13 protein-coding genes are annotated in these 14220 nt (G+C 65.7%); 4 read left to right on the top strand and 9 right to left on the bottom strand.

Annotated elements, in window-relative coordinates:
• Positions 1-7: 7 nt before the first annotated feature.
• From ACE3P6_RS18060 to chvE, 6 genes are all read right to left on the bottom strand, one after another.
• Positions 8-928: a Gfo/Idh/MocA family protein gene (locus ACE3P6_RS18060; protein ID WP_374397822.1), complete on the bottom strand. Its 921-nt coding sequence runs from the start codon at positions 926-928 to the stop codon at positions 8-10.
• Between the two features lie 131 nt (positions 929-1059).
• Entirely contained in the window at positions 1060-2805 is a 1746-nt protein-coding gene (gene araD / locus ACE3P6_RS18055) for an L-arabinonate dehydratase (RefSeq protein WP_374397821.1), read from the bottom strand.
• A gap of 12 nt (positions 2806-2817) precedes the next feature.
• Entirely contained in the window at positions 2818-3786 is a 969-nt protein-coding gene (araD1, locus tag ACE3P6_RS18050) for an AraD1 family protein (RefSeq protein WP_374397819.1), read from the bottom strand.
• Positions 3787-3794: 8 nt separating this feature from the next.
• Entirely contained in the window at positions 3795-4964 is a 1170-nt protein-coding gene (gene mmsB / locus ACE3P6_RS18045; protein ID WP_374376667.1) for a multiple monosaccharide ABC transporter permease, read from the bottom strand.
• Positions 4965-6500, bottom strand: coding sequence for a multiple monosaccharide ABC transporter ATP-binding protein (gene mmsA, locus ACE3P6_RS18040; RefSeq protein WP_374397817.1), 1536 nt, complete (start codon positions 6498-6500; stop codon positions 4965-4967).
• A gap of 63 nt (positions 6501-6563) precedes the next feature.
• Complete coding sequence (chvE, locus tag ACE3P6_RS18035) at positions 6564-7610, bottom strand: multiple monosaccharide ABC transporter substrate-binding protein (RefSeq protein ID WP_374376670.1); 1047 nt, start codon at positions 7608-7610, stop codon at positions 6564-6566.
• A 197-nt stretch (positions 7611-7807) separates the two neighbouring features.
• Between chvE and ACE3P6_RS18030 the strand changes: the two genes are divergently transcribed.
• Entirely contained in the window at positions 7808-8707 is a 900-nt protein-coding gene (locus tag ACE3P6_RS18030) for a LysR family transcriptional regulator (protein WP_374397815.1), read from the top strand.
• Positions 8708-8756: 49 nt separating this feature from the next.
• Here ACE3P6_RS18030 and ACE3P6_RS18025 read toward each other — a convergent pair whose 3' ends face one another.
• Genes ACE3P6_RS18025 through ACE3P6_RS18015 form a run of 3 tightly spaced genes read right to left on the bottom strand, consistent with a single transcriptional unit; the run spans position 8757 to position 10967 of the window.
• Positions 8757-9554 carry a 3-methyl-2-oxobutanoate hydroxymethyltransferase gene (locus ACE3P6_RS18025; RefSeq protein ID WP_374397813.1) on the bottom strand — a complete coding sequence of 266 codons (798 nt, stop codon included), beginning with the start codon at positions 9552-9554 and terminating at the stop codon, positions 8757-8759.
• Positions 9554-9865, bottom strand: coding sequence for a MocE family 2Fe-2S type ferredoxin (locus tag ACE3P6_RS18020; RefSeq protein WP_374397811.1), 312 nt, complete (start codon positions 9863-9865; stop codon positions 9554-9556). Before ACE3P6_RS18020 ends, ACE3P6_RS18025 begins: the two co-directional genes overlap by 1 nt.
• 10 nt (positions 9866-9875) lie before the next feature.
• Entirely contained in the window at positions 9876-10967 is a 1092-nt protein-coding gene (locus ACE3P6_RS18015; protein ID WP_374397809.1) for a fatty acid desaturase family protein, read from the bottom strand.
• Positions 10968-11111: 144 nt separating this feature from the next.
• Between ACE3P6_RS18015 and ACE3P6_RS18010 the strand changes: the two genes are divergently transcribed.
• The 3 genes from ACE3P6_RS18010 to ACE3P6_RS18000 all read left to right on the top strand — a co-directional run bounded on the left by ACE3P6_RS18010 (position 11112) and on the right by ACE3P6_RS18000 (position 14108).
• Positions 11112-12143 carry a LacI family DNA-binding transcriptional regulator gene (locus ACE3P6_RS18010; RefSeq protein WP_374397807.1) on the top strand — a complete coding sequence of 344 codons (1032 nt, stop codon included), beginning with the start codon at positions 11112-11114 and terminating at the stop codon, positions 12141-12143.
• Between the two features lie 130 nt (positions 12144-12273).
• Entirely contained in the window at positions 12274-13092 is an 819-nt protein-coding gene (locus ACE3P6_RS18005; RefSeq protein ID WP_374397805.1) for a TIM barrel protein, read from the top strand.
• A gap of 74 nt (positions 13093-13166) precedes the next feature.
• Positions 13167-14108, top strand: coding sequence for a sugar ABC transporter substrate-binding protein (locus tag ACE3P6_RS18000; protein ID WP_374397803.1), 942 nt, complete (start codon positions 13167-13169; stop codon positions 14106-14108).
• Positions 14109-14220: the final 112 nt, after the last annotated feature.

The following is a 14220-nucleotide window of genomic DNA, read 5'->3' as shown; positions in this document are numbered from 1 at the left end:
GGTCCTTTCAGAAGTCGAAGGCGGTAGTGGTGATGCGTTCGCCCAGGGTCAGGGCGTCGGCGACGTGGACCATCGGGGCAAGGTCGACGTCGGATTTGCCCTGGCGGAGCAGGTCGGCCATCCGGGCGTAGAGCGCGGGGTATTCGCCCATGATGGTGTTCTCACCGGCGACGGGTTTGCCGTCGATCTCCAGCACGTTGCCGCCCATGCGGAGGGCGAGCTGGCCCTTGTCGGTCTGGACCTCGATGTCCCAGGTCTGCGGGCCTTGCTGGCGCCAGTCGAAATCGGCGGTGACGTTGCCGGTGAAGGTGAGGCGGGCGGCGATGGGGGTCTGGCGGTTTTCCGGGAACTCCAGTGTTGCGCGGGTCAGGTGGACGGGGTGCGGAAGGATCTCGGTCAGGATCGAGAGGGCGTTGATGCCGGGGTCGAAGACGCCCATCCCGCCGGGCTGGAAGACCCAGTCCTGGCCGGGGTGCCATTTGCGCACGTCCTCGCGCCAGGTGATGTGGGCTTGTCGGACGGTCTTGTCGGCGAGCCATGCCTTCGCGGGGGCGACGGCGTGGGCCATGCGGCTGTGCCAGGTGGCGTAGAGGGTGAGGCCTTTGGCCTTGGCGAGGGTTTGGAGTTCGTGGACCTCGGCGAGGGTCGCGCCGGGGGGTTTCTCCAGCATGACGTGGCGACCGGCGAGAAGTGCGGCCTCGGCATAGGCGTAGCGGGGGACGGGGGGGAGGCAGAGCGAGACGACGGGGATGTCGGGACGCTCGGCCAGGAAGGTGGCGAAATCGGTGTAGGCGGGGATACCTTCGACCTTTCCGTTGCGGGAGATGGTGGCGGCGAGTTCGAAGTCGGGGGAGGCCTTGATGGCCGGAACGTGCTGGTCCAGCGCGATCTTGCCGATGCCGACGAGGGCGACTTGGGTGCGGGTCATGGGGTGGCCTCTGTTTCGGGCGTCACGATTGGGGATGCCGGGGGTCCCCCCTCCCCATCCCTCCCCCACGCGGGGGGAGGGAGGCGCTTGTGGCAGGCGGTGAGCCTTTGGGCCGACCGTCGATCAGGCGGTCAGTGGCTTTCCCGCGCGACCGCGTTGCCGCGGCAGCCGACGAGGAAGTCCATGTCGGCCCCCTTGTCGGCGCCCTGGACGTGGTCGTGGTAGAGTTTCGCATAACCGCCCGCCGGGGGTTCTACGGCGGGTTTCCAGGCGGCGAGTCGCGCGGCCAGTTCTTCGTCGGAAATGTCGAGGTGCAGGCGGCGGTTGGCGACGTCGAGTTCGATCATGTCGCCGGTCCTCACCACCGCCAGCGGGCCGCCGCGGGCCGCCTCGGGTGAGGTGTGCAGGACCACGGTGCCGTAGGCGGTGCCGGACATGCGCGCGTCGGAGATGCGGACCATGTCGGTGATGCCCTTGCGCAGGACCTTGGGGGGCAGGCCCATGTTGCCGACCTCGGCCATGCCGGGATAGCCGCGCGGGCCACAGTTCTTCATCACCATGACGCAGGTTTCGTCGATATCCAGCGTTTCGTCCTCGATCCGGGCCTTGTAGTCGTCGATGTCCTCGAACACGACGGCGCGGCCCCGGTGCTGCATCAGGGCGGGCGTGGCGGCGGAGGGTTTCAACACGGCGCCGTCGGGGGCGAGGTTGCCCCGGACCACCACGATGCCGCCGGACTGGGTGAGCGCCTTTTCCGCCGGAAGGATCACGTCGTCGTTGTCGATGCGGGCGTCCTTGACCTCGTCCCAGACGCCGCCGCCCGAGACGGTGAGGGCGTCCTTGTTCAGTAGCCCGGCCTCGCCCAGCCGCTTGATCACGGCGGGTAGGCCGCCGGCGTAGAAGAATTCCTCCATCAGGTATTTGCCCGAGGGCATCAGGTTGACGATGGTCGGCACGTTGCGACCCCAGTCGTCCCAGTCATTCAGCGTCAGGTCGATGCCGCAGCGGCCCGCGATGGCGAGGAGGTGGATCACCGCGTTGGTCGATCCGCCGATGGCCGCATTGGTGCGGATGGCGTTCTGGAAGGCTTGCCGCGTGAGGATGTCGGAGGGTTTCAGGTCGTCCTTCACCATCTGAACGATCCGGCGCCCGGTCAGCTGCGCCATGACGCGGCGGCGCGAGTCCACCGCCGGGATCGCGGCATTGCCGGAGAGGGTCATGCCCAGCGCCTCGACCATGCTGGCCATCGTGGAGGCGGTGCCCATCGTGTTGCAGGAGCCTGCCGAACGGGACATGGAGGCCTCGGCCTCGACGAATTCGGCGGCGGTCATTTCACCGGCCTTCACTGCCTCGGAGAATTTCCAGAGATGGGTGCCGGAGCCGACCCGTTCGCCCTTGTAATAGCCGTTCAGCATCGGGCCGCCGGAAACCATGATGGTGGGCAGGTCAACGCTGGCCGCGCCCATCAGGAGCGAAGGCGTGGTCTTGTCGCAGCCGACGAGGCAGACGACGCCATCCATCTGCTGGCCGCGGATGGTTTCCTCCACCGCCATCGCGGCAAGGTTGCGGAACATCATCGCGGTGGGGCGGAAGCCGCTTTCGCTGACGCTGAAGACGGGGACGATGACGGGCAACCCGCCCGCCTCATAGACGCCGTGCTTCACCCGCTCGGCCAGGTCGTTCAGGTGGGCGTTGCAGGGGTTGAGTTCGGAGAAGGTGTTGAGGATGCCGATCACCGGGCGACCGTCGAACAGGTCGGCGGGCAGGCCCTGGTTCTTCATCCAGCTGCGGTGGTAGATCGCGTCCTTCGAGGTTCCCGCGAACCATTCCTGCGAGCGCAGCTTCCGGGGCCAGGGGGCGGGTTTGAACTTGGACACGGCTGTGTTTCCTTAAAGTGGATGGACGCGGGTTGCGTCCTGGGTCTTCGGCGCGAAGGTCAGGGTGTTGCGCAGGGGCTGGCCGAAATCGGCGACCTCGATTTCGAACGTGTCTCCGGCTTCGGTCCTGATGCCGTCGGCGAACGACAGGGTGGCGGTGCCGAAGTAGTGGACGTGCAGGTCGCCGGGCTGGCGGAAGATCGGGTATTTGAAGTGGTGGTGTTCGAGGTTGGCGAAGCTGTGGGACATGTTCGCCTCTCCGCTCAGGAAGGGCTTTTCCCAGATCGTCTTGCCGTCCCGCAGGATGCGGCTGGACCCGCGCAGGTCGGAAGGCAGGTCACCCACGAGGATTTCCGGCCCGTAGGAGGCGACGCGCAGCTTGGAATGGGCGAGCCAGAGGTAGTTGACCCTCTCCGTCACATGGTCGGAGAATTCGTTGCCCAGCGCCCAGCCGATCCGGTGCGGGGTGCCGGTGGGGCCGATCAGGTAGATGCCCGCGATTTCCGGCTCCTCGCCGCCGTCCTCGGCGAAACCGGGGGCTTCGAGGGCCGCTCCGGGCGCGACGGCGGCGTAACCGTTGCCCTTGTAGAACCACTCGGGCTGGGCACCGATTTCCCCGGCCTTGGGGCGGCCGCCTTCCAGCCCCATGCGGAACATCTTCATGCTGTCGGTCAGGCTTTCCGCGCCTTCGAGTTTCGCATGCATCGCGTCGCGGGCCGAAGCCGAGCCGAGGTGGGTGAGGCCGGTGCCGGTCAGGTGCAGATGCGCCGGGTCGGGGTGGCTGACGGGCAGATCGAAGGCCACGCGGGTCAGGTCGACGGTTTCGCCCAAGCCGCGCGCGGCGACTTCGGCGGCAAGCGAATGGCCTGCCCTGATCGCCGCGCTGGCCAGGTCATAGACCGAGGCCGTGTTGCGCAGGGTCCGGGCGTCGGTGCCTTGCCGGACGACGACTCCCGCGCCCTTGACGGTGGACAGATGCATGGCGGGGCTCACTTGTTCTTGTTGTAGACGTCGAAGATGACAGCGGCGAGGAGGACCAGGCCCTTAATCATCTGCTGGTAGTCGATGCCGATGCCGAGGATCGACATGCCCATGTTCATCACGCCCATGATCAGCGCACCGATCACCACGCCGATGATCTTGCCCGAGCCGCCGGTCATCGAGGCCCCGCCGATGAAGACGGCGGCGATGGCGTCAAGCTCGAACCCGGTGCCGGCCTTGGGGGTGGCGGAGTTCAGGCGGGCGGTGACCATCATGCCCGCCAGCGCGGCAAGGACGCCCATGTTGACGAAGCAGAAGAACACCAGCCGGTCGGTGCGGATGCCGGACAGCTTGGCCGCCTTCTCGTTGCCGCCAACGGCATAGATGCGGCGGCCCTGCACGGTGTTTTCGGTGAAGAAGGCGTAGAGGACGATCAGGATGGTAAGCACCACCAGCACGTTCGGCAGGCCGCGGAAGCTGGCAAGCTGGTAGCCGACGAAGGCGGTCGCCGCGGCGATGATCGCGGTGCGGCCCCAGAAGAGGCCGGTCGGTTCGGGGGTGATGCCGAATTCCGCATCGCGGTTGCGGGCGCGGAGGCCGATCCAGGTGATCACCCCGATTGCGAGTGCGGTGATGATCAGGGTCAGGCCGTGGGGTTTCATCATCCCGGTCAGGTCGGGGATGAAGCCCGAGGACATCGACTGGAAGGCCTTGGGGAAGGGGCCGATGTTCTGGCCCCCCAGCAGGAGCATGGTCGCGCCGCGGAAGACCATCATCCCGGCAAGGGTGACGATGAAGGAGGGGATGCGCCAAAAGGCGACCCAGTAGCCCTGTGCCGCGCCGATCATTCCGCCGACGATCAGGGTCAGGGGGATGACCAGCCAGAAGGGCAGGCCGACATCGACGGTCAGCCAGGCGGCGACGGCCCCGGTGAAGGCGGCGACCGATCCCACCGACAGGTCGATGTGGCCAGAGACGATGATGAGCAGCATCCCGAGGGCGAGGATGATCACATGGCCGTTCTGCAGGAAGATGTTGGTGATGTTCGGCGCCTGCAGGAACATCGGCTTGCCCTGCGCCCCGACGAGGATCGAGAACAGCGCCACGATGGCGACCAGCGCCAGGAGCATCCCGTTCTCGCGCAGATGGCCGCCGAGTGAGCTTTGCTTGTCAGCCATTCAAGCCACCTTTCCCTTGTTGTTGTCCCGCACGATCAGCGCCATGATCTTTTCCTGGTCCGCTTCCTCGCGGGAAAGCTCGCCCACGATGCGGCCTTCGTTCATCACATAGATGCGGTCGCACATGCCCAGAAGCTCGGGCATTTCGCTGCTGATCATCAGGATGCCCCGGCCCTGGTCGGCCAGTTCCTTCATGATCGTGTAGATCTCGAACTTGGCGCCGACGTCGATGCCGCGGGTGGGTTCGTCGAGGATCAGGAGCGCCGGGTCGGTGAACAGCCATTTCGACAGCACCACCTTCTGCTGGTTGCCGCCGGAGAGGTTGACCACTTTCTGCTGCACGCCGGGGGTGCGGATGGCGAGTTGCTTGCGGTAGCCCTCGGCCACCTGCGCCTCGCGCCGCTTGTCGAGGACGGAGCCCCTGGCGATGCCGAAGAGGTTCGCGAGGCTGATGTTGCGCAGGATCGGCTCTTCCAGGATCAGGCCCAGCGCCTTGCGGTCTTCGGTGACGTAGGAGATGCCCGCGTCGATGGCCTTGGTGACGGTCGACACGTCGACGGGTTTCCCGTGCATCTTCACCGTGCCCGCGTGGCCCTTGCCGTAGCTGTGGCCGAAGATCGACATGGCAAGCTCGGTCCGGCCCGCGCCCATCAGGCCCGCGATGCCGACGATCTCGCCCTTGCGGACGTTCAGGGAGACGCCCTTGATCATCTGGCGGCCCGCCTGTTCGGGGTGCCAACAGGACCAGTTGTCGACCTCGAACAGCATCTCGCCGGGGTTCGGGCTGCGTTCGGGGTAGCGGTGCGCCATGTCTCGGCCGACCATGTCGCGGATAATGCGGTCTTCGGTGATTTCGGCCTTGGACAAGGTGGAGACGGAAGTGCCGTCGCGGATCACGGTGATGCGGTCGGCGACGCGGGAAATTTCGTTCAGCTTGTGGCTGATTATGATCTGGGTGACGCCCTGGGCCTTCAGCTCCAGCATCAGGTCGAGCAGGCGGTCGGCGTCGGCTTCCTGCAAGGCGGCGGTGGGTTCGTCCAGGATCAGCAGGCGGACGTTCTTCGACAGGGCCTTGGCGATCTCGATCAGTTGCTGCTTGCCGACGCCCAGCTTGCCGACCACGGCGCTGGGGGGTTCGTTCAGGCCGACCTGGCGCAGAAGCTCACCGGTCTTCTGCATGGCAAGGGGCCAGGAGATGACGCCGTTCGTTGCCACCTCGTTGCCCATGAACAGGTTCTCGGCGATGGACAGAAGCGGGATCAGCGCAAGTTCCTGGTGGATGATGATGATGCCCTTCGCCTCGCTGTCGCGGATGCCGCGGTTGGCGAGGGGTTGGCCGTCGTAGATGATCTCGCCGTCATAGCTGCCGTGCGGATAGACGCCGGACAGCACCTTCATCAGCGTGGATTTCCCGGCGCCGTTTTCGCCGCAGATGGCGTGGATTTCGCCGGCCTCGACGGTCAGGCTGACCCGGTCAAGTGCCTTCACGCCCGGGAAGACCTTGGTGATCTCCCGCATTTCCAGAAGTGTGGTCATGTCCCCTCCCCCAAGGAGACCCGCCTGCGCGGGAGCTGCGCAGGCGGGCCCTTTGGCTGAAGCTTACTTCAGCTGGTCGGCGGTGTAGTAGCCCGAACCGACGAGGACCGCTTCGTAGTTGGTCGCGTTCACCGGGACGGGTTCCAGCAGGTAGGACGGCACGACCTTGACGCCGTTGTCGTAGGTCTTGGTATCGTTGATCTCCGGCTCGCCGCCCGAGAGGACCGCGTCCACCATCTTGACGGTGACCTTGGCCAGTTCGCGGGTGTCCTTGAAGATCGAGGAATACTGCTCGCCCGCGATCATCGACTTGACCGAGGGGATTTCGCAGTCCTGGCCGGTGACGATCGGCATCTTCAGGTCGCCCGAGCCGTAGCCGACGCCCTTGACCGAGGACAGGATACCGATGGAGAGCCCGTCATACGGCGAAAGCGCGCCATGCAGCTGCTTGTCGCCGTAGTTCGAGGACAGGAGGTTGTCCATCCGCGCCTGCGCGACCGCACCATCCCAGCGCAGCGTGCCGACCACGTCCATGCCCACCTGGCCGGACGGGATGGCGATCTCGCCCCCGTCGATCATCGGCTGCAGGACCGACATGGCGCCGTTGTAGAAGAAGAAGGCGTTGTTGTCGTCCGGCGAGCCGCCGAAAAGCTCGACGTTCCACGGCTTCACGTCCGGGAAGCGTTCCTTCAGGCCTTCGACCAGCGAGGTGGCCTGCTGCACGCCAACCTTGAAGTTGTCGAACGTGGCGTAGTAGTCGACCGAACCGCTGTCGCGGATCAGGCGGTCATAGGCGATGACCTTGATGCCCGCAGCGGCGGCGTTGTCGAGCGCGTTCGACAGCGTGGTGCCGTCGATGGCCGCGATCACCAGCGCCTTGACGCCCGAGGTGATCATGTTCTCGATCTGGGAAAGCTGCGTCGGGATGTCATCCTCGGCATATTGCAGGTCGGCGGTGTAGCCGGCTTCCTGGAAGGCTTTCACCATCGAATCGCCGTCCGAAATCCAGCGCGACGAAGACTTGGTCGGCATGGCGATGCCGACGGCGCCCTTGTCCTGGGCAAAGACGGGCAGAGCCGACAGGGCGGCCGTGGTGCCAGCAAGGGCCATCAGGCCGCGGCGGGTCAAGATCATCTGTTTCCTCCCGATGAATCTTCATGTGCATCCGCTTTGGGCACGCCACTGCGCCCCCTGCTTACGGACGAAGCGCAGATTGCGCAGATGACCCATACCTGTCAAATAGGGTTTGTGCGTCAAATGATGGCTGATTTGATATGAGTTTGTCTGCGCAATCCCTTGCAGCGGCCTTGCGGCGGTTGAAGCCGGTCCAGCTTCGGCTGCTGGCGGAACTGGAGAATACTGGCGCGCTTGGCCTGGCGGCGACGCGGATCGGGGTGGCGCAGCCAGCGGCCTCGCGTCTTCTGGCCGAGATGGAGGCATTGCTGAGCCTGCCCTTGCACGAACGCCAGGGCCGGGGCTTGCAACTGACGCCGGTGGGCAAGGCGCTGGCCCGGCGGGCGGCGCGGATCGAGATCGAGCTGGCCGATGCCGCGCGCGATCTGGCCGAAGCGGCGACCGGGCGGGCAGGGGTGGTGCGGGTCGGCTCGGTCACCGGCCCGGCGCTGAGCCTGGTGATGCCGACGCTGATCCGGCTGCAGGAGGCGCTGCCCGATTTCCGCGCCGAGGTGACGGTGGCGACCTCGATCAACCTCTGCGACCTCTTGCGCGAGGGGCGGCTGGATTTCGCGCTGGCCCGGCTTGGCCCCGGCGAGACCCAGCTTGAGGCGCGGGTGATCGCGGGCGAGCCGCTGTCGCTGGTGGTGCGGCGGGGCCATCCCCTGCTGGTGCTGCCGCGGATTTCGGGGGAAGATCTTCTGCGCCACGACTGGGTGGTCGGCGATGACGAGACGCTGCTTACGCAGACGGTCATCGCGCGGCTGTCGGAACTGGGCATGCCGCTGCCGAAGCGGCGGATCTCGACCTCGTCCTTCCTGTTCACTCTGGCGCTGTTGAACCAGACCGATGCGATTGCGCCCTTGGCCACGGCGGTGGTGGACAGTTTTGCCGGGAACCCCTCGGTGCCCTTCGTATCGCTGCCGGTCGATCTGGGGCTGTCGGTCGCGCCTTTCAGTCTGGTCACCCGGACCGGGGCGCAGATGACGCCTTCGGCGCAGCGGCTGATCGACGGGTTGCGCTACGCGTCGTAAGCGGGGCGGCCGGACCGGGGAGCGATCGGTCCGGCCGTCCCTGCGGCCTTCAGGCGTTCTGGTCCAGCCAGTCGGCGAAGGCCGAAACCACCTCGGGGTCGCAGTCCACCAGGTATTGCGGGGCGGGGTAGTCGCCGTCGTGGACGTCTTTCGCAAAGCGGCCCATCGCGTCGATGCGCATGGTTTGCAGGCGGTCGTACTCGGCGGCGAAGTCGGCGTAGACCTTGGCGTGGCGCGGGACCCGCCCCCGGTTCTGGCCCAGCACGTCGTCGGAGAAGAGATATTGCGCGTGGCCCGCAGCCCCGGCGCCCATCGAGATGAGGAAGAGGTTGGTCTTTTCGGCGATCAGGCGGGTGATGGAATGCGGGACGACCTCGATTTCCACCGCGAAGGCCCCGGCTGCTTCCAGCGCCTTGCACTGGCTCCAGACCAGCTGCGCGGTTTCCAGCGTCTTGCCCACCGCCTTGAAGCCGCCGGTCCAGGTGCGCTTGGACGGGATCAACCCGACATGGCCGCAGACCGGCAGGCCGTGGTCGGCCATCGCCCGGACGGTTGCAAGAGAGCCGGAGCAGTAGAAGGCATCCGCCCCATGCTTATACAGCGGGAAGGCCCAGCGCAGGAAATCGTCGGTCCCGCCGATCTCGTAGAAGTTGTCGCCGGGGAAGATGAAGGCCTCCGGCGCGACTTCGCGGAAGCGGCGGTCCATCACCATCGCCGGGGGGACGGAGAAGAGTTCGACCCCCGCCTTCGCCGCGGCTTCTGCTTCTTCCAGCGTCTCGACCCGCAGCATGGCGAACTGGTGGTTGCCGCGCGCGTCCATGAGGTCCTTGACAGTCAGCCGCGCCATCAGGCGACCTCGACGAAGACACGGTCGCCTTCGACCTTGACCGGAAAGGTCTTGAGGTTGATGCAGACCGGGGCGCGCATCGCCTCGCCGGTGCGATAGTCGAACTGGCCGTTGTGCTTGGGGCATTCGATCAGGTTGCCCATCACCAGACCGTCGCAGAGGTGGACGTTCTCATGCGTGCAAAGCCCGGTGGTCGCGAAGAACTCTCCCTCGGGCGAGTGGTAGATGGCGAAGGTCTTGCCCGCATGGTCCCAGCGGATCAGGTCTTCCTCGTCGATGTCGTCAGTGGCGCAGGCGTCGATCCAGGGCATGTCGGTTCCTTTATTCTGCGGCGGCGGGGGGCATCATCCCCGGCACGTATTGGTGGAAATCCTCGCGGTAGGGCTTGGCGGTGGGCGGCAGGTCGCGCTTCAGGAAGTATTCCTCGCTGAGGACCTGGCGCTTGATCGCGGGCCACATCTCGGCAAAGGCCTCGGCGATGGAGCGGTTGGGGGGCGGCAGGTCGTCCTTGATCGTCGCGTGCAGTTTGGGCAGCGCGTGGTAGGGGACCATCGGGAACATGTGGTGTTCGACGTGGTAGTTCATGTTCCAGTAGATGAAGCGGCTGACCGGGTTCATGTAGACCGTGCGGCTGTTCAGCCGGTGGTCGATCACGTTGTCGGCAAGGCCGCCGTGCTGCAGAAGGCCAGTCATGATGTGGTGCCAGGCGCCGTACATCCGGGGCAGGCCGATCACCATCAGCGGCAGGATCGAATGCATCCAGACTGCAAGCGCGACGGTCGCGGCGTAGATCGACAGGTGGACGATGGCGACGCGCTGCACTTTGCCCCATTCGCTTTGCGGCACGAAGGTTTTTTCCTCGGGCGTCGGGCCGAAGAGGGCGTTGCGGATCAGGTTCGGGAAGAACTTGATGACGTCGATGATGCCGAAGAAGTTCAGGATAAGCTTGGCCAGTTCCGGCGGGCGCATCACGGCGATTTCGGGGTCGCGGCCGACGAAATAGGTTTCCGAATGGTGGCGCGCATGGCTCCAGCGCCAGGTGGCAGAGTTGCGCATGATCATGAAGCTGGCGATCTGGTAGACCCAGTCGTTCATCCAGGGCGTCTTGAACGCCGTGCCGTGGCTGCATTCGTGCCAGCGCGAATCGGAGGCCGAGCCGTAGAGGACGCCATAGGCCAGCCAGAACGGGGCCGACCACCAGGATGGCCAGAGCGCGATGCCGATGCCTGCCAGCAGGATCATGCTGCCGTAAAGGATGATCGTGTCGCGGATGGCGGGCTGGTCGCTGCGCGCCATCAGGTCCTTCATCACCTTGCGCGGCACCTCGGTGTGATACCACTCCGCCGCCGTCAGCCCGCTTTCCACCGCGCGTTTGGCGTCGGGGCCGAAAAGGCTGTAGTCGCGCTTGCTCATGTCTGGCCTCCCTCCGATCCCCCGAAGCGGGGACATGAGTCGTGGATAAGTCGGCTTCCGGATAATCGCCAATAGCCGCGCTTGCAGGTTTCGTCATGATCCATCATGATCCGGCATCATCTTGATGCGATTTCGTCAGGCTACATGGCAAACCGTCCCACCATCCACGATGTCGCCCGCGAGGCGGGGGTGTCCAGCGCCACGGTCGACCGGGTTCTGAACGGTCGGGAACGGGTGCGCGAGGAGACCGCACGCAAGGTCTATGAGGCGGCGCGGCTGATCGGTTACCACGCGGCCCCGCTGATCGGACAGCGGGTGCAGGCCGACCTGCCGAGGCTGCGGCTGGGGCTGGTGCTGCACAAGGAACGCCAGAGCTTCTACCAGCAGTTCAGGGCCGAAGCCGAGCGCGCGGTGACACAGGCAGTCGGCGTCCGCGCGACGTTGCAGGTGGCCTTCGCCTCATCGCAGTCGCCGAAGGATTTCACCGAATTGATGGAGGGGATGGTCGGTCGCGTCGACGCGATTGCCGCCACGGCGGTAACCCACCCGGAGGTGACCGAGGCGGTGATCCGCCTGAACGCAAAGGGCGTGCCCTGCTTTTCCCTGTTGAACGATTTCGCGCAAGGCGTGCGGCAAAATTACTTGGGACTCAACAACTTGAAGGTCGGTCGCATTGCCGCGCACATGATCGCCACCGCCGCGCATCATGCGGGAAAGATCGCGGTCTTCGTCGGTGGCTACCGCTGGCACGGGCATGAATTGCGGGAAACAGGAGTGCGCAGCTACTTCCGCGAACATGCCCCGCAATTTCAGGTGCTGGATACGCTGATCAACCTGGAGACCCGGCAGCTGACCTATGAGGCGACGCTGGACCTGTTGTCGCGCCATCCCGACCTGCGGGGAATCTATTGTGCAGGCGGCGGGATGGAGGGCGCGATTGCGGCGGTGCGCGAGGCCCGCGCGCCGGGTGAAGTGGCTCTGGTGGTCAACGAGCTGACGCCCGAAAGCCGCGCCGCGCTGATCGGACGGCATGTCACGATGGTGATCGGCACCCCGCTGCCGCGCCTGTGCGACGATCTCGTGCGTCTCGCGACCGAGGCGGTCAGCGAGGGGCTGCCCCCGGTCCAGGGCCAGCACTTCCTGCAGCCCGACCTGCATCTTCCCGAAAGCGTCTGACGAAAACCAATCAATGTTTCGAGTGTGGTTTCGTCAGGAATGATGGTTTCTCCCCGCGACCGATTGACGCGACTGCGCTGGTTCGGGATGGTCCGGCCAAAGAAATCGCCGCGGTTGGGGAGGACCGGGAATGATCCACTTCGCTTTGAACCACATGACGGTCGCCCGCCTGTCCTTCCGCGATCTGGTGGCGCTGTCCAAGCAGTTGGGCTGCGTCGGGATCGAGGTCCGCAACGACCTGCCGCAGCCGCTGTTCGACGGGATGGACCCGGCGGAAGCGGGTGCCTTCATTCGCGACAACGGGCTGCGCCTGCTGGCGGTGGCCGAGGTCAAGCGCTTCAACGACTGGTCGGCGGACAAGGAAGCCGAGGCGCTGGCGCTGATGCAGATTGCCAAGGCCGCAGGGGCAGAGGCGGTCAGCCTGATCCCGCGCAACGACAACCTGGGCATGGGCAACGGCGAGCGGCAGGCGAACCTGCGCGTGGCGCTGAAGGCGCTGAAGCCGATGCTGGAGGATCATGGTCTTGTCGGCATGGTCGAACCGCTGGGCTTCGAGATCTGCGCGCTGCGCTACAAGTCGGAAGCGGTGGAGGGGATCGAGGCGGTCGGCGGCAAGGGCCGGTTCAAGCTTGTCCACGACACCTTCCACCATACGCTCGCCCACGGCGGGCCTCTGTTCCCGGAGCATACGGGGATCGTCCATGTCTCGGGCGTGGTGGACCAGGAGATCGGCATCAACGACATGCGCGACCCGCATCGCGTGCTGGTCACGAAAGGCGACCGGCTGGGCAATGTGGAACAGATCGCGGCTCTGCAGGCCGCCGGCTGGAACGGGCCGGTCAGCTATGAGGCGTTTTCGCCCGAGGTTCATGGCCTTGCCGACCCGGGCGCGGAACTGGCCAAGTCCTTCGACGTCATCCGCCAGGGCCTTGCGGCACGCGCCGCCTGATTTTCAGACCCAAGGGAGAACGGGTCTTCCGGTTCAATTCAGGATGCGCCGGACATCCACCAAGGGAGAGAGAGATGAAAAAGACGCTTCTTGCTGCGGGCCTTACCGCGCTGATGGGCACCACCGCGATGGCGGACGGGATCGGCGTGTCGATGGCGCTGTTCGACGACAACTTCCTGACCGTGCTGCGCAACGGCATCCAGTCGCAGGCCGACGGGGCCGGGCTGAAGGTGCAGATCGAGGATGCGCAGAACGACGTCGCCAAGCAGCTGGACCAGATCAACAACTTCATCGCCTCGGGCGTTGATGCGATCATCGTGAACCCGGTCGACACCTCGGCGACGCAGGCGATGTCGGATGCCGCCGCCGCCGCGAACATCCCGCTGGTCTATGTCAACCGCCAGCCGATCAACGTCGACACCCTGCCCGACAACCAGGCTTTCGTCGCCTCGAACGAAGTGGAATCGGGCACGCTGGAAACCATCCAGCTGTGCGACAACTGGGCGGGCGAGGGCAAGACCGAGGTCAACGTCTACGTCATGCAGGGCGAGCTGTCGAACCAGGCCGCCGTGCAGCGCACCCAGGATATCCATGACGTGATGGGCGATGGCCGCTGCAAGGTGAAGATCAACATCATCGACGAGCAGACCGCCAACTGGTCGCGCGATCAGGCGCAGACCCTGATGACCAACTGGCTGTCGACCGGAACCGCCTTCGACGGCGTCATCGCCAACAACGACGAGATGGCGATCGGCGCGATCCAGGCGATGAAGGCGGCGGGGATCGACATGGCGACCGTGCAGGTCGGCGGCGTCGATGCGACGCAGGATGCGCTGGCGGCGATGCAGGCGGGCGAGCTGGACGTGACGGTGTTCCAGAACGCGGCGGCCCAGGGTGGCGGCGCGCTGGATGCGGCCACCAAGCTGGCCAAGGGCGAGGCGGTGGACCAGAAGGTCTATGTCCCGTTCGAGCTGGTGACGCCGGCGAACGTGGCCGACTACGCGAAGAAGAACTGAGCCCCTCGGGGTGATCGGGGGCGGCTGGCAACGGCCGCCCCTTTCTTTCCGGGCCGGATGGGGCAACATCGGTCCGGGTCTACCGAAATCGCATCTTGGGGGAGGGATAGCG

The organism is Tabrizicola sp. (assembly GCF_041911175.1).
Taxonomy (GTDB): Bacteria; Pseudomonadota; Alphaproteobacteria; order Rhodobacterales; family Rhodobacteraceae; genus Tabrizicola.
The sequence above is the reverse complement of the archived record's forward strand: the minus strand, read 5'-3'. Positions and strand labels throughout refer to the sequence as shown.